The sequence below is a fragment of the Thiorhodococcus fuscus genome (genome assembly GCF_042682685.1).
In the GTDB taxonomy this organism is placed as follows: domain Bacteria; phylum Pseudomonadota; class Gammaproteobacteria; order Chromatiales; family Chromatiaceae; genus Imhoffiella; species Imhoffiella fuscus.
In genome coordinates this window covers 74,417-94,858 of record NZ_JBHUHX010000032.1, presented here as the reverse complement: position 1 = coordinate 94,858, position 20,442 = coordinate 74,417, and the positions used below count along the sequence as shown (strand labels likewise).

Here is a 20,442-nt window from a genome sequence, read left to right as displayed (position 1 = left end):
ACCGCAAGGACTCCGAGGGTGCGATGCACCCCCGGATCCATGACGACGCAGACTGACGCCGGAATGCGCCGCAACTTATCGCGCGCAAAGAAAAAGGGGCTCAGCTTTCGCTGAGCCCCTTTCGGATTGGCGTCCCCACGGGGGTTCGAACCCCGGTTACCGCCGTGAAAGGGCGGTGTCCTAGGCCACTAGACGATGGGGACAGGAACTTAATCCTGATCAACCCGACCCATGACCCAAATGGTCGGATTGTATTGTTTGGTGGAGCCAGGCGGGATCGAACCGCCGACCTCAACACTGCCAGTGTTGCGCTCTCCCAGCTGAGCTATGGCCCCAGTGCTCTGAGACGCGAAATACTAATGGTGAAAGACGATCTTGTCAAACTTTATTTTTCACCACTTGTTGCGTCGGCTTGAGCCCCATATCTTTTGCTGCGCATTCGACGGCAGCGATAGGGCTCTTGCCCCACTCAAGCGGCGTCTATTATACATAGTTTTCACTTTGTCTGGAGTTTTTGATTCATGACGCGCATCATATTGTTTATATTGACAAACGCGGCAATATTGGTCGTCATCAGCGTCGTTTTCCGTCTGCTCGGTCTCGACGGAGCCCTGCTGCAAAACGGCGGCATCGACATGACCTCGCTCCTGATCATGGCCGCCATCGTGGGTTTCAGCGGATCGCTGATCTCGCTCTTCCTCTCCAAAACCATGGCCAAACATGGCATGGGCGTTCAGATCATCGATCAGCCGACCAGCCCGTTCGAGCAATGGCTGCTGAACACCGTCGCCAACCAATCGAGCCAGGCCGGCATTCGCATGCCAGAGGTCGGCATTTTCAACTCGCCGGAACCGAACGCCTTCGCCACCGGATGGAACCGCAACGATGCGCTAGTCGCCGTCAGCACCGGACTGCTTCAGCGCATGAGTCAGGATGAGGTCGAGGCCGTCATCGGGCACGAGATCAGCCACGTCGCCAACGGCGATATGGTGACGCTGGCACTGATCCAGGGCGTGGTGAACACCTTCGTCGTCTTCCTGGCGCGCATCGTCGGGCACTTCGTCGACCGCGTCATCCTCAAGAACGAGGAAGGCTATGGGGTGGGCTACTACATCACCTCGATCGTCGCCGAGATCATGCTCTCGGTGCTCGCGACCATGATCGTCATGTGGTTCTCGCGCTTCCGCGAATACCGGGCCGATGCCGGCGGAGCCAGCCTGACCAGCCGACATCAGATGGCGAATGCCCTGCGCGCACTACAGCGCGTCCACGAACCACAGGACCTGCCCGCAGGCGAATTCGCCGCATTCGGCATCTCAGGAAAAATCGGCGAGGGACTGATGGCCCTCTTCCGCAGCCACCCTCCGCTTGAAAAGCGCATCGCAGCGCTGGAGCAGACTCAATACTGAGGTTTGATCTTCTTCGCAGGGCGACATACGGCGTCAGCCCGTTTGGAGGCGAAGACGCGGAGGCTCCCGAAGCAGGAGCACACCCAGGCACTCAAAGAGCGGCCGATCGAAGGGGCCAAGGAAGGCCCAGACCCAAACGAGAACACAGAAATCTGGTGAAGCGCCCTGCCCGTCTGGATGACGCAAAACCCTGCGTCATCCCCCTCATGTTTCGATCGCCCCACCCTTGCCGCAAAACTGCGCCATCAGAGCGCGATGACTCATCCAGCCGCCTTGAGCGGGGTCACCTTGTCCGGCTTCTCGGATGATGCAGAGGCTGTGGATGCCTCGCGCTCTGGCGCCTTGCCCTTGAGAACGCGCTCGACATCACGGGCGTTGCGGGCGAGGTAGATGGTCAACTCCTCCAGATCGGTCTCTGGCAGGTTGGGCAGAACCTGATCCGCGCGCAGCAGATCCGCCAAACGCTCAGCGTTCTCCAAGATACGATCGTAGGCGTCGGCCTCCTTCTTGTCGGTCGTGCGCAAACGCTCCACTCCCTTGCTGTCTCTCACGATGTACTCGATCTCGATCATGGTCGTTGTGTCCCCACAGGTAAGATCTGGATCACAAGTATAACCTGCCGGATCGCCCGACCCTTGCCATGCCAACGCGGTCACACCGCACCTCAAGCATGACCGCGAAGTCCAGGTCCCCCGGTCGGTTACCACATCCCTGTGGCACCCAACCTCTCTACTCGGCGCATTGCCCCCAAGATTGGCAGGGTTGTTGCGGGTCAGGCCGCCGGCTAAAGGTGCCCAGTCCAGTCTTGTTGTAGCGCTCCAAGATGAGGCTGTCGGCGCTGCCGCTCGGGCCGATCACGAACTCGGCGCCGCTGAGCCCAAGCGCGTTCTCTCCAGTCGTTTCGAATACGAAGAGATTGCCGTCCCAATGCTTCAAGGGGAAGGTCATGGACTGCGGCCCCAGGGTGATCGACATCCCAGTCGAGCCCGCGTTCACCCGCAACGGACCGTAATAGGGGCTGTAATAGCTGCCCAGGTAGGCCGGTCGCGCCAGTGACGGCACGGGACTCGCGGGCGGGACGCTGTAATCGCGCATGAAGTCGCGCTCCTCGGCCCAGAGCGCCGAGAAGAGACCGAAGTAGAGGCTCAGCCAGTCGTCCTGCACGGCCCCTTCCAGCACCAGATCGAAGAAGGTCTGCGACGTGGCCTCCGCCAGTCCATAGGGCGCGCCATTGGTCAGGACCAGGATGCCGAGATCGAGCCCCGGATAGAGGGTCACGCTCGTGGCAACCCCGAGCATGAAGGCCCCGGAGTGGCTGAGCTTGGTGCGGCCGGCGTCATCGTAGCTGACGTTCCAACCCAAGCCGTAGAACCCGGAACGCCCGTCCGCCGTGGGAGCCGGATTGCTGATCGATTGCGGCAACTGCGTCTGCAACAGTGCGGCGGCCTCGATCACCGGCTCACCCTCATAGCGACCCTCGTCGAGCGCGAGCTGCGCCCACTTCGCCAGATCGCTCACACTGGCGCTCGCCCCGCCCGCCGGGGACTGGGCATCGGCATCGCGCTCATAGAGCGGCTGGTAGACCCCATCCACATAGGCGTGAGCGACGGCCCGGTTGGTCCGGCTCAGATAGTCCGCATAGCGGAAGCTGCTCTGGTACATGCCGAGCGGCGCGAACAACCGCTGCTGGGCGACATCGGGCCAGTCCATTCCGGCAGCCGAGGCACCGGCCAGAGCGCCGGCCGTGAAGCCGAAATTGGTGTAGGCATTGGTGATGCGGAATGGCGAGAGCGGCGCGCACCGCAAACGTTTCAGGATCTCGTCCCGATCGAAGCCCAGATCCTCCAGCAGATCCCCCGCGTGATCGGGCAATCCACTGCGATGCGAGAGCAGATCGGCGATGGTCACGGTTTGCGTGACCCAGGGGTCGGACAAGACGAAGCTCGGCAGAAAACGAAAGACGGGCGTTTCCCAGGCGACGAGACCATCCCCGACGAGTCCCGCGACGACGGTGGCCGCCAGCGGCTTCGAGACGGAGGCGAGCTGGAAGACCGTCTCCGTATCGACCGGCTCGCCGCCGCCAAGCGCACGGACACCGAAGCCGCGCTGATAGCGAACTCGGTCCCCAGAGACCACGGCGATCGCCATGCCGGGCACGCCGGAACGCTGCAACAACTCGGGCGCCATGCGATCCAGCTCCCGAATCGCACTGTCGATCCGATCCTCCGTGAGGTCCTCCGCGCCAGCCGGCAACACACAAACGGTCGAGATCAAAAGCACCGCACAGGCGCGCCTCGCCGAATTCGCTACATCACACCCCCACATCGCCATACCTCCCCTCTCTTATTGTCAAGCCGTCGGCGCATCCGCACGGCCCCATCAAGGGGACAAGGTTGCGCCCAACTCACCTGGAATCAACATCAGGCAACCTATGTTTCTGACCCCGTGCACTCTCTGGAGGAACTCGATGTTTGATGGAACCGATCTTGCGGACCGCCTATAGACGAAGGCTGATGAACGTCGCGATGACCAAGGCAGCGGCGGCGGACAACAATGAACTGTTAAAGGTCTGGCTGAGCGCATACAGACCATCCGCCAGAAGCGGTCCAATAATCTGGCCGATGCCGTAAGCCAGCGTCATCGTTGCCAGCAAGTTGACGCCGGACTGGCGCGCCGCATGCTGCGCTGCGGGCATGGCGATGGTCACTGTGCCCATGAAGGTGCTGCCAACCAACAGGGCGCTCAGGAGATAGCCCGCCCCCGAGTCGAAAACAACAGGGAGGGCGACACCACATGCCTGGACGATGAGGTTCAGACGCAAGGCATGACGGGTTCCCAATCGTTCGTGAGCGCGATGCCAAAGATAGCAGGACGGTGCCGCGCCCAGTCCGAATACGGCCCAGACGTGAGCCGGATTCAGGTCGGGGAATGCGGTTTTCACCAGTGTCGGGAGATAGGTGGCGGTGACGATGTAGCCCAGGCCGGCCAGGCCATAAATCAGGACGAGCGGCCAGGCTGCAACGATGGCTGTATCGGCATTCGAAGGGGCCATTTCACGCAAGCCCTCGACCGCAACCTCACCGCGATCGCCTGTCAGGAAGGCGGGTGCAGCCATCAGGCCGATCATCAGCGTCGCAATGCCGAGCATCAGCCACATTCCAGCGCTATCCAGACCGCTCGCTTCCGCAAGCACCAGCAATTCCGCTGACACGGCAATCCCGACGCCCACGCCCGCATACAGCAGCGGCGCACCCCACGAATGACCGCGATGTTCCAGCAACCACAGGGAGGCAGCGACCATGGACAACGCGCTGAACAGCCCCGCGACGCCACGTACCGCCACGATTGTCCAGGTAGACGTCAACAACGCGAGCACCGCCAGACAGAGGGCGGTACCCAGAATCGACAACTGGCAAAACCAGTGGGCCTTGTGGGCGCGTAGGCGAACGGCAAGCAAGGCTCCCACCAGATAGCCGGCGTAATTGGCGGAGGCGGCCAGGCTGCCGCCGCGCAGGCTGAGCACCCCTTCGTTCACCATGTGCGGGTAAATGGCGGTGAAGGCAAAGCGGCCGAAGCCCATGCCAATGGTCAGCACCAGGGCAGCCTGGATGGCGGATATCCACTCGGAACGGTAGGCCGGTCGCTCGGCGGACGAGGTGCTCATGACCGTGCGCCGTCCAGTTGCCGTATCAGATGCTGAAACGCGGGCACCTTATAGCCCTCGCGCCAAACCAGCAGCGTGTCGGACTGGCCTGCCGGCAACGCTTTGCAGTCGGGCGGCGTGCTCGTCAGCTTCAGCACGCTCGCAGGCAGCAGCGCCACGCTCGCCCCGGCCGCAACACAAGCCGTCATCGCATGGTAGGAGGCCATTTCCTGGATTCTCCAGGTCGTCGAACCGGCGATGCCGAGCAGGTTCTCGGCCATGCTGCGATAGGTGCAGCCCTGAGGGAAAGCGGCCAGTGAGCGCGTCTGGATGTCGGCAACCTGATCGCAGCCGGATTCATGAGCGGGCAGCAGCAACTGCAGATTTTCGCGCCACAGGGGGCGGGATGTCAGTCCCAGATCGCCCAGCGCCGAAACGCTCTCGAAGGATGGAGGCAAGGCGATGAAGGCACAATCGAGCTGGCCGGCGCGCACGTTCTCAAGCAGCGGCCGCGATGGGCCGGTGGTCAGCTCCAGGCGTGTCTCCGGGAAACCGGCGTGGTAGCTGGCCAGTACCGATGGCAGCCGACTCGCGGCTGTGCTTTCCATGCTACCGATGCGCAGGGTGCCGCCATGTGTTCCACCGGAGACAACATGCCGGGCCTCTTCCTCAAGAGCCATCATGCGACTCGCATAGTCGAGAAAGTCCTCGCCCGCAGCGGACAGTGACAATCGCTTTCCAATCCGCACGAACAGGTCCGCACCCAAATCCGCTTCCAACTGCTGGATGCGGGTGGTCACGTTGGACGGTGCCCGACCAAGCCGGGTGGCGGCATGAGTGATGCTCAATTCGCTGGCCACGGTACAGAAGATTCGGAGTGACTCGGAATCCATGCTTTTCCTCTTGAGAGAATCTTTGCTACGAAATATTCTTATAAAAAGAATATAACACGCCACTCATTCTCAGATGCAGAAGGAAAAGTCATGAACCTAGGTCAGGAATTTCTCGCCAGGCTCGGTATCCGCCTCCCGATCGTCCAGGCACCCATGGCCGGGGTATCCACGCCTCAGCTTGCCGCAGCCGTCTCCAACGCTGGCGGACTTGGATCGATTGGGATCGGTGCCGTTTCAGCTGAACAAGGGCGTCAGCAAATCGAAGCAACACGTGCGTTGACGGACCGCCCCTTCAACGTCAACGTGTTTTGCCACGCCCCCGCACAACGCGATCCGGAACGCGAGGCCGCCTGGCTGGAGCATCTAGCCCCATTGTTCGCAGAGGCTGGCGTTGAACCCCCGGCGGCGCTCAACGAGTTGTATACCTCCTTCCTGGATGACGACGACGTATTCCACATGCTGCTGGAGCAGCGCCCGGCAGTGGTCAGTTTTCACTTCGGAGTGCCCTCGCCCGATCGGGTCCGGGCTCTGAGTCAGGCAGGCATTTACACGATGGCAACGGCGACCCATGTGCAGGAAGCCGATCTCATCGGGAAGGCCGGCATCGACGCCATTGTGGCGCAGGGGATAGAGGCTGGCGGACATCGCGGTATTTTTGATGCGGACGCCAGCGATGAGGGGCTTGCCACCTCCGTGCTCGTCCGGATGCTGGTGCACAAGACCCGGCGGCCAGTGATTGCCGCAGGAGGAATCATAGATGGTCAGGGCATTCGAGCCGTGCTCGATCTGGGCGCGGCGGCCGCGCAACTGGGCACCGCGTTTGTTCTATGCCCCGAGTCTTCCGCCAACGAGAGTTATCGTCAGAATCTCAAGAGCACCCAGGCGGCAACAACGCGGCTGACCCGGGTGCTTTCCGGTCGTCCCGCCCGGGGCCTCGTCAACCGGTTGGTACGGCATGGCGAGGCTGCCGGCAGCCCGGCGCCGGCCGCCTACCCTCTCGCCTATGACGCGACAAAACAATTGGCGGCCGCTGCCGCGAAGCTGGGCCTGAGCGAATTTGCCGCGCAATGGGCGGGACAGGGTGCACCGTTAGCACGGGAACGACCAGCCGCAGAGCTTGTTGAAATGTTGGCTCGTGAACTGGAAAGGCGCTGAACAATTTAATTCGTGATTGACATGATGTAAAAAAACAAGACCTGACCCCGTGCCTTTATGCCTTTATGCCTTGCACGATCACCTAGCAGAACATTGTTCTAAGAATATTTGAGACACATGGTCGTAGATGCACTCACCGTTCAACACCAGTTTGATACGGCGCACCCTTTCTCTCGACGCAACTGTATTTGGCTTGAGAATGTTTGGCCCAGGAAGCATAGCAAGCAATGATAAGTATTCATCATCATTTAATTCCGATAGCGACTTGTTAAACCAAGAACGTGCCCCTTGATTAAAGCCAAACAGTTGCTTGCCGTCTTTTTCGCCAAAATATGCAGTAGATACAAAGGTTACAAGCTGGACTTCCTTTGATATGTTTGGATTTACAACAAAGCTAGCAATCAGTGTTTGCTCTATTTTCTTGAAACCCTTTGTGAATTTGTCAAAAAAAAGTTTCTTTACCAAACTTTGAGTGATTGTAGTGGTTGTTAGTGGGTTGGGCCATTCAATACCGGCGTGCTCAAAAAATGTAGGATCCTGGATTTTTATTAATATTTCCTGGCGCCTTTCATTCAAGCCAAGATCTTTCAGTTTTACTGAAGCATAGGGCGCGAATTGATGAGAAAGCTTGTTGTATGCGATCACTACCGCACATGCTTCATATATACCCAATGCCCCGCATATAAGCGCTAAAAAATATATCAGCTTTCGTCTCATGATATTTTCTGACCTAACGCTTCGCGTAACCGGGCGCACAAAGCTGCAGAGCGAAGCGGCGCAGCTTTGTGCGATCCGTGTTTACGCGTTTGTTAGGCATTTGAAGCCTCCAGCGCAGACAATACACGATTTACCGACTCTCCAAATGATGATGAAACTTTGTAGGTGATTGCCTCTTCATCAGTGTGAGCAACCTTGTTTCGTAGTGATGAAAGCTCCAAGATTAACTTGGACATTTCAACAGTAATTGCTCCTGATTGAGTCAACTCCCGAATCATGTGGCCTGTGCTATGATTTGCCATTTCCTCACCTGCAATTTCTCTAAGCTTCAATTCAAGATTGCGCCAAGAGCTCATTATTTCATCTACTGGTTCTAAGAGGGTGTTTACAAAATACGTAACAGCTTGATTCGATTGCTTCCTGCGACCGCTCAGCGCGGCGTGCTGGAAGATATTTTCCTTTACCGTTCATGCGGTTACGCCGAGCTTACACCTGAATATGTAAACACCCTCTGAGTAAACCTTTACTCGCCTCTCAACCTCCGCCCCGCGTAGTCACAATCTGCTCCCGCGCAGCCCAGGCGTTGACATCCTCGTGGCCGATCGCGGCGGCCATCAGTGCCGGGAACTGATCCGGGGTGCAGGCGAAGGTCGGGATTCCCATGGCGGCGTATTGGCCGGCAATCTGGTGGTCGTAGAAGGGTGCCCCCTCGTCGCTCAGGGCCAGCAGGGTGATGAATTCGGCGCCCGATGCCTTGATGCTGGCAGCGCGCTTGAGCATCTCGGTCTGGTCGCCGCCTTCGTAGAGGTCGCTGATGAGGACGAACACCGTGTCGCTTGGGCGTCGAATGAGGCCCTGGCTGTAGGTGAGCGCCCGGTTGATGTCGGTTCCGCCGCCGAGCTGCACGCCGAAGAGCAGATCGACGGGGTCGTCCTGAAGGGCGTCGCTCATGTCGACGACGGCGGTGTCGAACACCACCAGTCGGGTGCTCAAGGCCGGCAGCGAGGCCATGACGGCCGCGAAGATGCTGGAATAGACGACCGAGGTGGCCATGGAGCCGCTCTGATCGACACAGAGCACGACGTCCCGCAGTGAAGAGCGCTTGCGCCCGAAGCCGATGCGCAGCTCCGGGACGATGGTGCGTTGCGCCGGCTGGTAGTGCTTGAGATTGGCCTTGATGGTGCGGTGCCAATCGATCTCCTTGAGCCTGGGCCGGCGGTTGCGGACGGCGCGGTTGAGCGCGCCGGTCACGGCCTGACGCATGGGTTGGTCGAGCCGGCGCATCAGGTCCTCGACCACGCGGCGGACGACCTGGCGCGCGGTGTCCTTGGTGCGCGCGGGGACGACGTGCTTGAGCGTCACGAGGGTCGCGACCAGATGGACATCGGCCTCGACCGCCTCCAGCACCTCGGGCTCCAGCAGGAGTTGCTCCAGCCCAAGCCGCTCGATGGCGTCCTTCTGCATGACCTGTACGATCGAGGACGGGAAATACTGACGGATATCGCCCAGCCAGCGGGCCACGTTCGGCGAGGAGCCCGCCAAGCTACCGCGTCGCCCCGCCTGGCCGTAGACGGCGTTGAGGCATTGATCGATTCGGGTGTCCTCGCCTTGCAGGGCCAGCCCGATGCCGTCGGATGGCTCGCCGCCCAGGATCAGGCGCCAGCGCCGCTCGCGTGCGTCTTGACTCATTCGCCGTCCTCCAGACCGAAGAGCCGAGACAACAGCGGCAGCGTCGCCTCCGCCCGCGCACGGTCGAACTCGCCGGGATGATCGTTCGTCGAACCGAGCACCATGGGTCCGCGTTTGACGCGCTCGCCCATCTGACGGCGCTCGGCTGCCTCGAAGCTCGAAAAGGTCCGCCGCAGCAGCGGGATGACCTGCATGAAGGTCTCCTCCGCAAGCTGGCACACCCATTGGTCGACGAGCTGCCAGAGGGCGTGGTCGTGGATCAGGAGCTGACCGCTGTCGCGCAGAAAGCCGTCCAGCCAGGCGGCGGACTGGCCGGGGGCATTGCCCCTCGACAAGGCCAGGCCGAGCTGGCGCGCGGCACCCTCCTCGTCCATCGCGCCGGTATCGAGCAGCAGCCGGCAGCAGCGCCCGCGAATGATGCCCTGCAGGCTCTGGGTGTCGGCAAGCTGGCTCAGGGTGCGCTGCCACTGGGCTTGGAGCCGCGTGTCGTCCAGGAGCTGGAGCCCCTCGTGGACGCCCTGGATGTGGCCGAACAGGGTCTCCGCCGCCTCCTCGTTGATGCCGCTGCAGGCATTGGGGAGGCCGATGAAGATGCGCGCCAAGAGGCCGTCCAAGAGCGTGTCGACGCGCTCGACCGCCGTCTTGCGGACATCCCCGTAGCGGGCCAGCCGGGCCAGCTCCGGGACGGCCTGCATCAGCACCAGCACGTCTGCGGCGAGCGCCGCCCGCGACTGGAGCTGCTCGATGACGGGCTCGATGGCCTCGCCCAGGTCGGCGAGCAGCGCCTGCCGCGCCAAGGCCGCCAACTGGCCGATGTCCTCGCGCCGATGCGCCTCCTGAACGACCGCCGCCGTCGCCGCCTGTTCGATGCCGTTGCCCCAGCGGCCGGCCTCGATCAGCGCCACCTCGAAGTCCGGCTCCCACTTGATCCGCCAGGACTCCTTGAAGGTGCCCTTGCCGGCCTCGCGTCCGCCGTTGCGGCCCCAGGGGACATCGAGGAGCCTCAGCCGATGCAGGAGATGGCTGCGGGCCAGATCGTTCGGCTTGCGCAGATCGAACACCATTGACTGATCGCTCGCGCTCGGCTTGAGCCGCAGACGCCGCTGCTGGGCGCGCAGATCCTCCTGCAGTGGCGTCGAGGGCGTCGACTCGGGCACCTGCCCCAGCCGCTCGCCGACGATGAGACGCGCATGGATGAGCTGCATCGGTGCCGATTCACCGAACAGCATGACGGTCTGGGTCGCATCGTTGAGTTCGGCGAGCGACGGCAGGGGCCGAGCACGCATGGCCGCCAGGGTCTCGGCGAGACGCACGGATTCGATGACATGGGCGCTGGAGATGTCGAGCCCCTCGGCCCGAAACGCCCGGGCGACCTTGATCAGCCAGGGGGTCGCGACGTCGCCGGACTGCGACCAGAGGTGGTCGTACCAGCCGGGCGACCCGACCCCGGCACCGTAACCGCTGTGGTAGCTCAGACGCCCGTAGGTCCAGGGAACCCAGGTCGCGGTCGTCTTGACCTTGGGCAGCCCCTTGAGGAGCCGGTTGTCCTCGCTCTGCGAGGGGCGCTGCTCCAGCGCCGGGACGTGCCAGGCGCCGCACACGACGGCGATGCGCGCAAAGCCCTCCTTCTCGGCCGCGCGCAGGATCTTGCGCATGGCGGCCTCGCGATAGCGGTCCAGGATCGGCGGATCCTGCGCAAGTTCACCTTCGACCTGCTCGCGCAGCGCGGTCATGGCGGTGCGGATGCCGTCGAAGAGCGACTGGGTGTCGCGACGCTCCTCGACCATGTGTTCCCACCAGCGTTCGCTGTCCTCGTAGCCGGCGGCCTGCGCGATCAGCGCGAGTGGATCGCCACGCCAGGGCTCGGCTGGCTCAGTGCTCGGCTCGGCCCCGTCATCCTCTGAGGGTGCCGCGTCCGGCGAGGCAGCCTCCTCACGTGCCCGTCGCCGAAGCGCAATGCGATTGGCGAGCGGCAGATCCATGAAGCGGATCGGGATGTCGCGCCCCAGGGCATAGTGGATCGCCTGCCACTCGGGCGAGAACCGGGCGAAGGGATAATAGGAGGCGTCGCTCGGGTCGTCCGGCGCATAGACCAGCATGGCGACCGGCGGGCGCATCTGGGCGTGACCGGCCAGGGCGACCAGCGCATCGCCTTCCGGCGGACCTTCGACCAGGACGATGTCGGGCGTCAGGGTCTCAAGGGCATCGAGCAAACTGCGCGCGGAACCCGGACCATGGTGCCGGACGCCGAAGACATGGGTGCTCATAGCATCTCGCGACAGGCCCGATAGAGGTCCTTCCAGTCCGAGCGTTCCTTGACGACGGTCTCCAGGTACTCCTGCCAGACGACCTTGTCCTGCACCGGATCCTTGACGATCGCGCCGAGCAGCCCGGAGGCCACGTCGCCTGCGCGCATCTGGCCGTCGCCGAAGTGCGCGGCCAGGGCCATGCCGCTGTTGACGACGGAGATCGCCTCGGCCGTGCTCAGGGTGCCGGAGGGCGTCTTGAGCTTGGTCTTGCCGTCGGCGGTCATGCCCTGGCGCAGCTCGCGGAAGACGCTGACGATGCGCCGGATCTCCTGCAGCGCCGGCTTCTCGGTCGGCAGTTCGAGCGCACGCCCGAGCCGCTCGACGCGTTGCTGGACGATCTCGGTCTCTTCCTCCAGCGTCTCCGGCACCGGCAGCACCACGGTGTTGAAGCGGCGCTTCAAGGCGCTCGACAGCTCGTTGACGCCCTTGTCGCGGTTGTTGGCGGTGGCGATGACGTTGAAGCCCTTGCGTGCCTGGACCTCGGTATTGAGCTCCGGCACGGGGAGCGTCTTCTCGGACAGGATGGTGATGAGGCTGTCCTGCACGTCCGCCGGGACGCGGGTCAGCTCCTCGACCCGGACCAGGGCGCCGTGTTCAAGAGCGTGCATGACCGGACTCGGCACCAGCGCGGCGCGCGAGGGACCGTCCGCGATCAGCCGCGCATAGTTCCAGCCGTAGCGCAGCGCCTCCTCGCCGATGCCCGCCGTGCCCTGAACCACCAGGGTGGAATCGCCCGAGATCGCCGCCGCCAGGTGCTCGGAGACCCAGGACTTGGCGGTTCCAGGGAGCCCATAGAGCAAGAGGGCGCGATCGGTCGCCAGCGTGGAGATGGCGATCTCCATCAGGCGGGCCTGACCGATGTATTTGGGGCTGATCTCGACCCCATTGCTCAGCGCGCCGCCCATGAGATAGGTGCGCACGGCCCAGGGCGAGAGCGTCCAGTTGGGTGGTCTGGGATGCTCGTCGACCGCCTTGAGCGCCTCGATCTCATGGGCGAACTCCTGCTCGGCATGCTGGCGCAGAATGGCTTCGTTGGGGCTTTGGGTGCTCAAGGCGTACCTCGTTGGTCTGATTCGATGCGAACGGATCCGGTGCGCGCGGATTCGATGGCCTGGATCATGTCGTTGCGAAACCTCAGTGTGTCCAGCATCTCGGTAGCGATCTTCTGCCAAGCGGAAGACGCCTGAAGGTGCGGCTCGAAGCCCTGCTCCACGAGCCGATATCCGCCAGGATCGAGATGTGCCGCAACCTGACGGAGGATGGCGTAGCGGGCATAGTTGGCGTCCGGCGTCTGATCGCGGAACAGCGTGAGACAGGCCTGAAGCACGACCGACGAAAAAGACGGACTCCAACGGTGCTGTAGATGTCCGAGGCGATCGAAGGCCCGCGCGAACGGCTCGCCCTTGCTCGGCGTGTCGAGGGACTGGGCCAACGCGTCCTCCTGCTCCGAGGGACTCAGGATCGCCCACAACGCAGCATCGGAGTCGGAGTCGACCGTTCCCGCGATCAGCACACGCGCCCATGCGCCATTGCTGAAATGCCGGGTGGCGCGCCGCCAGCCCGCCAGCAGCGTGCCCTGCCACTCGTGACCCTCGACCATGCGGAGGATCTCGGGGGCTGAGAGCTGCCAGCGTTCGATCCAATGGTCGGGATCGACCAGCCCCAGCAGCTGCTCCAGCCACCAGGCCTTCCGTCCCATCCCCTTGGGTGGTTTCTCGTGGATGCCGAGCGTCGTCCAGGCGCTGTCCCAGTCCTCGGGCAGCGTGACGCTCAGCTGACCCTTGCGGCCTTTGAGCGTCCCCATCAGTCCGGTCTTGGACTCGAATCCGAGCCAGCCATCCAGCAGCTCCACCGCCCGTGTCCGCACCGTCGAGCCGGGTATCCGGGCCAGGAGTCCAGCCGCATCGCCGCGCACGTCCTTGCTGCGATCCGCGAGGGCGGACTCCAGGAAGGCTACATCCGTCGATCCGGGTGCGTCGCTCAAGACACCCAGCAGCTTGCGTCGCTCACGGGCTCCTTCTTGCGACCAGACGGCGGCCAGCAGCTCGACGGCCTGTGCGGGATCCTCGCGGCGCGTCTGGGCCAGATAGGCCAGTCGCTGCTCCGGTGTGCCGGTCTCCCACAGCGCTGCGTCGAGCCGCCCGCGATCCGCGACGTTCAGCAGTGGTTCCCACTCCGAACTCTGTCCCGCCAGCCACAGGCCCTTCGAGCCGATGACGGTCATGATGGCCCGCCGCAGGTCGGGACTCCGCGAGGCCAGGCCCAGGAGCGTCGGAATGCTGGACTCCGGGGCACGCAGCCCATGCTCGGCGAGCAGCGCCAGCCATTCGGGGAGCAGGGTTTTGAGCCGATCGTCCTGGAGCATGAGGCGCAGATGTCGGGCGCTCCCGAGGGGCGGTCGTGGATCCGGTTCGACCGGCAATGGTGGAGCCGATGCGAGCCGAGCCGGCAACCGGCCGGCTTGCGCAAAATTGCCCACGACCGCCGAGCAGCGCAGCAGATGGACCGGGGCGTCCGCTTCTTGGGCTTGCAGCCGGGACAGGACCGTCCCGAGCGCATCGGGCGCGTCCCAGGTTCGGGTGCCGCGCTCGGTGCCGAGCAGCGCGGTGCGCGTGAGGTCGTTCCAGAGCTCCATCACGAAAGCTCCATGTGCAGTGCGTGAAAGCCCTGGAGACGCGACCCGTCCGCAATGGTCAGCGGAAAGAAGGCGTCTCCATCCCACTCACCGAACAGCTGCACCGGCTCGCCGCCGCCCATGGCCAGCAGTTCCCAGCGCAAGGGGAAGTGGCGCGCGAGCGGGATCCGTCGATGCTCCGCGTCGATCAGGAACCAGTGGTCGTCCAGCTTGACCGGGGTCACATCGCGCAGACCGGCCGGAATCCGCTCCAGCCAGGGGGTCGCGGCCAGACGCTCGGCGTAGCTGCGGTAGAGCCCTTCGAGACCCTCGCATGCGGCGATCAAGGCGCTCGGCTGCGCCGGTTGCGTCCCCTGCCGTGTCTTCAGGAGCGCGCGAACGGGCCAGGTCGCCGGATAGAAGGCCAGCTCGCCCTCGATGCCCGCGCCCTCCTCCGGGGTGATGGGCAGCACGGCGTTGGCGACCGCGAAATCCAGCAGCAGCGCCCAGCGTTGGGTCCGCTCGCCGCGCAGCCAGGTGCGCTGGACCTGGAGACGATCCGCGTCGCCGGTCCACTTGCCCATGATCCGCCAGGTATCGGCGACGCCTGGTTGGGCCAGGATCGTCTCCTTGCCTTGGGTCACGCCCAAAAGCTCATACAGATCCGCCTTGACCGGCTCTGGCAGCGTCTCGCGGCGCTGGTAGGCGTCCAGAATCAACTGGAGACGCGACAATGCCTGCAGGGCGGTGTCCTGCCACTGCTCGGAGCCATAGCGCGCCTCCTGGCAGCGACGGAGCCAGCGCGCCAGGCCTGGGATCTGCGCGTCGACCAGACGTGCCGTCATGTGATCCCAGGGCTGATGCTGTTCCATGGCGCGCGCCAGGCCCTGGCGCAGGGTATCGGCGAGCCAGCGCTGCAGCTCTTCGACACCTGCCTGCATCTTCTCCTCGCGCTGATCGCGGCGCTTCGACTGTGCGGCGACACGGCGCTGTTCGGTGGCCTGATCGAGCGGCTCGGCCGTCTTGGTCTCGCGCTCCGAGCGCGCCTCCCGCTTCGCGAGCCATTCGGCGGCCCACTCGGGCGGGGTATCCGCAGCGAAGGCCGAGGTGGACGCGGCATGGACCAAGGCGAGACCCAGAGCGTGCTTGCAGGGGAACTTGCGGCTCGGGCAGGAGCACTTGAAGGCAGGTCCGGCGGTGTCGATGCAGGTCTGGTAAGGCGTGCTGCCGCTGCCCTTGATCTCGCCCCAGACCAGCCGATCCGTCTGGCCGAGCCTCTGCCACTTGGCGGCGCTCGCCAGCTTGCGGCCCGCGCTCGTGGACGCGGCATCCGGCGCCATACCGATGACCTGCTCGACCGTCCAGGGAGACGCCATCGCCGCGCTAACCGGAAAACCGCGCGGCGATGGACTGGTTTGACTGAGGTGCGTTCATCGAGCGGAGGATCCTTGATCGGGTTGAGGGAGCAAAAGGCGACTGGACACTAGAATAACAGCCCGAGTCTTGCCAAGAGGATAAGCGGCAATGCATGTTGCAGTCGCTGCAGCGCACCCGTCACCGTCAAGATACCTGACGGCGATCATCTACCGCGCGTCCGCAAGCGCCGTGGCACCGTTGCGTTCGTTATCGGAATCCCAAAATCGTCGTCAGCTACATCCCGGAATGGGAAGACGACCGCTCTCCGTTTCCGATCGCGAAAGCACCCGGCGATCCCAGCGCCCTGCCGATATCCATCACGAATCCGGCCCGGATCGCAAAAACATGTATGTCTTTACCGATGTTCTCTGATGATTTTTCGTCGCTGGCGCTGTGCCGCGCCGTGGAGGGCTCTTGTGAATCCATCGTCAACCCGAGTCGGTCGGAGCCTTCTCGCGATCTGGCCGGAACTCTGTCTGCTCGGCATCCTGGTCATGCTTTGGCCTGGCGCGAACGGCCTGGCGCAGCCGGACCAAGCCGAGGATCGGGGCAGTCCAGACCCGGTCGAGGAGAAGGCGCCGCCGCGCGAACTGGTGTTCTACAACTGGACGGCCTATGTGGATCAGGATGTCGTCAAGGCGTTCGAACGCACATACCACGCGCGAGTGGTGCAACGGTATTTTCAGTCCGCCGATGAGCGTGACGAAACCCTGATGCGCAACAAGGGCAAGGGCTTCGACGTGCTGATGGTGACCGCCGCCGATCTGCCGCCCTACATCCAGCATGGCTGGCTGCAACCGCTCGACAAGGCCGCGATCCCCAATCTCGTCCATGTCGACCGGCGCTGGATCGACGGCTTCGAGGGCGCGGATGACTATGCGGCGCCCTATCTCTGGGGCACGACCGGACTGGTATGGCGCTCGGACCTGATCGACGAGCCTCTGCATCGCTGGCGTCAGTACTACGCGCCTCAAGAAGCCTGGAAGGGCCACCTGATGGTGCTCAACCAATACCGTGTTGCCTTCGGCATGGCGCTGAAAACGCTGGGATACTCCTTCAACTCCACCGAACCGGCCGAAATCGAGGAGGCCGCCCGGCTACTGCGCGCCCAGAAGCCGTTCGTGCAGAATTACGGCTATTTCAAGACCGATGCCAACTCGGGCATCGTCTCCGGCGAGACCTGGATCGGACAGACCTGGAATGGCGATGCGCTGCTATTGATGGAGCGCAATCCGGCGATTCGCTACAGGGTTCCCGAAGAGGGCGGAGAACTCATGATCGACTACCTCGTCATCGCGGCCAAGGCGCGCGAACCCGAACTGGCCAACGCCTTCATCAACTGGCTGCATACGCCCGCCCATGCGGCGGCCTGCGCGAAGAGCCTTCGGTTCGCGACCACCAACCTGACGGCCAAGACCCTGCTGCCGCAGGACTTTCTGAACAATCCCGTCATCTACCCGCCACCCGAGGTGCTTGAGCGTAGCGAGGTTCAGAAGCCGCTCCCGGCGGAGATCCAGCGGCAGATGATCGGCATCTGGGCGCAACTGATCAACTAGCCGCGCCACCTCTGCCCCCATGAAATTCATGTCCCTGCGTGCCAAGCTGCTGGTGTTCCTGTTGCCATTGGTCATCGGCCCCTTGCTGGGGCTTGGCTGGCTGGCCTACGACCGTTTGCGTACCAATGCCCAGACCACGCTGCTGCGCGAGATGGATACCTTGCTCGAGCAAGTGGCGCTGAGCGAAGAGACCCACCGGCGCTCGGCGCTGGCCAATGCCAAGCTCTTCGCCGGCTCCAGTTTGCTCAAGCGCTATCTGTTCGCACCCGAGGGCGAGCGCGTCAATTTTCTGTTGCTACCGCTGCTGAATCTGTTTGCGAGTTATCACGAGGCCTACGGCGACTATGGCGATATTCGCCTGATCGATCCGGACGGCAAGGAGCTTGCACGTTACCTGTCCGATGAACATGCCGATGCCGCTGCGCTGCATGGTCTGGACGCCTATCTCGCCGAACTGCAAGCGAGCGACGCAGCCGCGCTGGCGCGCTATGTGCGCAATGAGAAGGGCGACCCCCTGTTGCTGGTCGGGCACAAGCTCGCGTTCGTCGATCCCACGTTTGAAGACAACAGCATCGCGAAGCCGTCCTTGCGCGGATATCTGCTGTTGGTCATTTCACCCGAGCATCTGCGCCGACAGGCGAAAAACGGCCACTTTGGACGCGCCGGGCGGATTCTGTTCGTCGATGCCCAGGCGCGGCGATTGTTTGCCGATGAGTCAGAGCCCGCAGGGGCGCGGCTCGAAGCCGAGTTGCGCGATGCGATCCAGGACGCCGCCGCGAAGCACAGCGTGCGGCAAGCCGAGCACAAGGACCAGCGAACGCTGATACGCGCGCGGAAACTCACCGACAACCTGTCGCAGATTGCGCTCCTGCCAGAGGACGAGCTCGAAACCGCCAGTGCAGCCCTGGGGAAAAACGTCGCGGTGATCGCGATGGTGACCCTGCTCCTGTCGTCGGTGCTGTTGCTCGTGGTCTTGCATCTGCTGGTGTTGCTGCCGGTGCAGCGGCTTGAGCGTGGCGCTGCGGCTATCGGTGCCGGCGATCTGCGCGCGCGGGTGCCGGTACGCGGTCGCGACGAACTGGCCCAGTTGGCATCCGTGTTCAACCACATGGCCGACAACCTCGAAACCTCGCAGCAGGAAAAGGACCGCGCTCAGCAAGAGGCACTGACCAGCAAGCAGTTGGCCATCGATAGCCTGCGCAAGGCCGACCGGCTGAAAGACGACTTTCTGGCCAATACCTCGCATGAACTGCGCACGCCCCTGCACGGCATTATCGGTCTCGCCGAAAGCCTGCGCGGTGGTGCCGCCGGTCCGCTCACCCCGGCGTTGGACGACAATCTGCGTCTGATCGTCGCCTCCGGTCAACGCCTGGCGACCCTGGTCAACGACATTCTGGATTTCTCCCGCCTGCGCCACCGCGAGCTGGTGCTGAATCTGACTGCGGTCGACCTGCGCTCGGTTTGCGATCTGGTGCTGCAACTGGTGGCCAATCTGGCCGAGCCCAAAGGGCTTGAGCTGATCAACAGGGTGCCGCCGGGGCTACCGCCGGCATGGGCCGATGAAAATCGGCTCCAGCAGATCCTCTATAACCTGGTCGGCAATGCCATCAAGTTCACCGATCGGGGCTGGGTGCAGCTGTGTGCCGGCGTCGATGACGATGGACTGATCGCCGTGCGCGTTTGCGACACTGGCCCCGGCATTCCGCCATCGCAACACGAGGCGATCTTCGCCTCCTTCGAGCAGCTCGACAGCGGTGCCGGTCGCGCGCATGGTGGCACCGGCCTCGGCCTGGCGGTGACCCGTTCGCTGGTCAAGGCACTGGGCGGAACCATTCGGCTCGAATCCCAGGCCGGTGCCGGTGCCTGTTTTCAGTTCACCTTGCCGGTGGCGGATTCCGCAGCGAACCCAGTGGCGGACCAGAACACCCCGCCAGGCAAAGAGAGCCAATTGGCCGACAGCGCCCTGGCCGTCGGCTCCACTCGGACCGAGCAGACCGAGACCGCGCCGTCCCTGATGGACGCATGGCGCGGCGACAACCAGCTGGTGCTGGTCGTGGATGACGATCCCATCAACCTGCGGGTGCTGACCAACCAGCTCGGCATTCAGGGCTTTCGCGTTCGGACCGCTACCGACGGCGAAAAGGCATTGGCCTGGATGAGCCAGGCCGATGCGGACGAGACCCGCGTGGTGCTGCTTGACGTCATGATGCCGCGCATCAACGGCTTTGAGGTCTGTCGGCGGCTGCGTAAGCGCTTTTCGGCGAGCGAGTTGCCGATCCTGTTCCTGACCGCGCGCAATCAGGAGCGCGATCTGCTCGAAGGCTTCAGTGCCGGCGGCAACGACTATCTGCCCAAGCCCTTCTCGCGCGAAGAGCTGATCGCGCGCGTCCACGTTCACGTCAGCCTGGTCGAGCGCACGCGCGCGCTGCATCAACTCACCCAGACTCTTGAGCAGCGGGTGGCCGAGCGCACGCAGGCGCTGGAGCAGGCCCATGCCGAGATGGAACGTCTGGCGATGCGCGACTCGCTCACCCAGTTGTTCAACCGCCGCTATCTCGATCAGGCATTGGCACGCGAGTGGGGGCGCGCCCGGCGCCATGGCGAGCCGCTCGCGGCGCTGATGATCGATGTCGACTTCTTCAAGCAATACAACGACTGCTATGGACACCCCATGGGCGATCGCTGTCTGCAATCGGTCGCGACCCTACTGAGCGAGCATGCGCGTCGCAGCGCGGATATCGTCGCCCGGTATGGTGGCGAAGAGTTCTTCGTGATCGTGCAGGACGACGCCGCACAAGCGCTCGAGCTGGCCGAACAGCTACGCACGGCGGTCGCCGCGCTGGCCATCGAGCACCGCGACTCGACAGTGGCCGACCATGTGACCGTCAGCATTGGCGTCGCGACCCTGGTGCCAGATTCCACCCACCAACCTGCGGATCTGCTCGGCCAGGCCGACGCGGCCCTGTACCAAGCCAAGCAGCAGGGACGCAATCGCGTCGTTGTGCATGCGCCTTGACGCCCCGGGCTCAGGGTGCATCTCG

At 63.4% G+C, this 20,442-nt stretch carries 15 protein-coding genes and 2 tRNA genes; 4 read left to right on the top strand and 13 right to left on the bottom strand.

Going from position 1 to position 20,442, the window contains the following annotated elements:
* Nucleotides 1–127: 127 nt before the first annotated feature.
* Both ACFSJC_RS12490 and ACFSJC_RS12485 read right to left on the bottom strand, forming a co-directional pair.
* Nucleotides 128–203: transfer RNA gene (locus ACFSJC_RS12490), tRNA-Glu, on the bottom strand.
* Between the two features lie 56 nt (nucleotides 204–259).
* Nucleotides 260–335: transfer RNA gene (locus tag ACFSJC_RS12485), tRNA-Ala, on the bottom strand.
* A 186-nt stretch (nucleotides 336–521) separates the two neighbouring features.
* Between ACFSJC_RS12485 and htpX the strand changes: the two genes are divergently transcribed.
* Nucleotides 522–1,409, top strand: a complete 888-nt coding sequence (gene htpX, locus ACFSJC_RS12480) for a protease HtpX (RefSeq protein WP_386027158.1) — start codon at nucleotides 522–524, stop codon at nucleotides 1,407–1,409.
* Between the two features lie 260 nt (nucleotides 1,410–1,669).
* Here htpX and ACFSJC_RS12475 read toward each other — a convergent pair whose 3' ends face one another.
* The 4 genes from ACFSJC_RS12475 to ACFSJC_RS12460 all read right to left on the bottom strand — a co-directional run bounded on the left by ACFSJC_RS12475 (nucleotide 1,670) and on the right by ACFSJC_RS12460 (nucleotide 5,945).
* Nucleotides 1,670–1,981, bottom strand: coding sequence for a YebG family protein (locus ACFSJC_RS12475; RefSeq protein ID WP_386027155.1), 312 nt, complete (start codon nucleotides 1,979–1,981; stop codon nucleotides 1,670–1,672).
* Nucleotides 1,982–2,138: 157 nt separating this feature from the next.
* Nucleotides 2,139–3,689, bottom strand: a complete 1,551-nt coding sequence (locus ACFSJC_RS12470; protein WP_386027153.1) for a serine hydrolase — start codon at nucleotides 3,687–3,689, stop codon at nucleotides 2,139–2,141.
* A gap of 217 nt (nucleotides 3,690–3,906) precedes the next feature.
* Complete coding sequence (locus ACFSJC_RS12465; RefSeq protein WP_386027151.1) at nucleotides 3,907–5,073, bottom strand: YbfB/YjiJ family MFS transporter; 1,167 nt, start codon at nucleotides 5,071–5,073, stop codon at nucleotides 3,907–3,909.
* Complete coding sequence (locus ACFSJC_RS12460; protein ID WP_386027149.1) at nucleotides 5,070–5,945, bottom strand: LysR family transcriptional regulator; 876 nt, start codon at nucleotides 5,943–5,945, stop codon at nucleotides 5,070–5,072. Before ACFSJC_RS12460 ends, ACFSJC_RS12465 begins: the two co-directional genes overlap by 4 nt.
* 90 nt (nucleotides 5,946–6,035) lie before the next feature.
* Between ACFSJC_RS12460 and ACFSJC_RS12455 the strand changes: the two genes are divergently transcribed.
* Entirely contained in the window at nucleotides 6,036–7,100 is a 1,065-nt protein-coding gene (locus ACFSJC_RS12455; protein WP_386027147.1) for an NAD(P)H-dependent flavin oxidoreductase, read from the top strand.
* A 78-nt stretch (nucleotides 7,101–7,178) separates the two neighbouring features.
* On the opposite strand, the gene ACFSJC_RS12450 is transcribed toward ACFSJC_RS12455, so the two are convergent.
* From ACFSJC_RS12450 to ACFSJC_RS12420, 7 genes are all read right to left on the bottom strand, one after another.
* The gene (locus ACFSJC_RS12450) at nucleotides 7,179–7,817 is read right to left on the bottom strand and encodes a transglycosylase domain-containing protein (RefSeq protein ID WP_386027145.1); all 639 of its coding nucleotides are present in this window, start codon (nucleotides 7,815–7,817) and stop codon (nucleotides 7,179–7,181) included.
* 92 nt (nucleotides 7,818–7,909) lie between these two features.
* The gene (locus ACFSJC_RS12445; RefSeq protein ID WP_386027142.1) at nucleotides 7,910–8,173 is read right to left on the bottom strand and encodes a hypothetical protein; all 264 of its coding nucleotides are present in this window, start codon (nucleotides 8,171–8,173) and stop codon (nucleotides 7,910–7,912) included.
* Nucleotides 8,174–8,351: 178 nt separating this feature from the next.
* Nucleotides 8,352–9,506 carry a VWA domain-containing protein gene (locus ACFSJC_RS12440; protein ID WP_386027140.1) on the bottom strand — a complete coding sequence of 385 codons (1,155 nt, stop codon included), beginning with the start codon at nucleotides 9,504–9,506 and terminating at the stop codon, nucleotides 8,352–8,354.
* Complete coding sequence (locus ACFSJC_RS12435) at nucleotides 9,503–11,773, bottom strand: DUF5682 family protein (protein WP_386027138.1); 2,271 nt, start codon at nucleotides 11,771–11,773, stop codon at nucleotides 9,503–9,505. Before ACFSJC_RS12435 ends, ACFSJC_RS12440 begins: the two co-directional genes overlap by 4 nt.
* Entirely contained in the window at nucleotides 11,770–12,867 is a 1,098-nt protein-coding gene (locus tag ACFSJC_RS12430; protein ID WP_386027135.1) for an ATP-binding protein, read from the bottom strand. Before ACFSJC_RS12430 ends, ACFSJC_RS12435 begins: the two co-directional genes overlap by 4 nt.
* Nucleotides 12,864–14,450 carry a DUF5691 domain-containing protein gene (locus ACFSJC_RS12425; protein WP_386027220.1) on the bottom strand — a complete coding sequence of 529 codons (1,587 nt, stop codon included), beginning with the start codon at nucleotides 14,448–14,450 and terminating at the stop codon, nucleotides 12,864–12,866. Before ACFSJC_RS12425 ends, ACFSJC_RS12430 begins: the two co-directional genes overlap by 4 nt.
* Nucleotides 14,450–15,805: an SWIM zinc finger family protein gene (locus ACFSJC_RS12420; RefSeq protein ID WP_386027132.1), complete on the bottom strand. Its 1,356-nt coding sequence runs from the start codon at nucleotides 15,803–15,805 to the stop codon at nucleotides 14,450–14,452. The genes ACFSJC_RS12425 and ACFSJC_RS12420 overlap by 1 nt, the downstream gene beginning before the upstream one ends.
* A gap of 456 nt (nucleotides 15,806–16,261) precedes the next feature.
* On the opposite strand from ACFSJC_RS12420, the gene ACFSJC_RS12415 reads away from it, so the two are divergent.
* Nucleotides 16,262–17,401: a polyamine ABC transporter substrate-binding protein gene (locus ACFSJC_RS12415; protein WP_386027129.1), complete on the top strand. Its 1,140-nt coding sequence runs from the start codon at nucleotides 16,262–16,264 to the stop codon at nucleotides 17,399–17,401.
* 19 nt (nucleotides 17,402–17,420) lie between these two features.
* Nucleotides 17,421–20,417: a diguanylate cyclase gene (locus ACFSJC_RS12410; RefSeq protein WP_386027127.1), complete on the top strand. Its 2,997-nt coding sequence runs from the start codon at nucleotides 17,421–17,423 to the stop codon at nucleotides 20,415–20,417.
* Nucleotides 20,418–20,442: the final 25 nt, after the last annotated feature.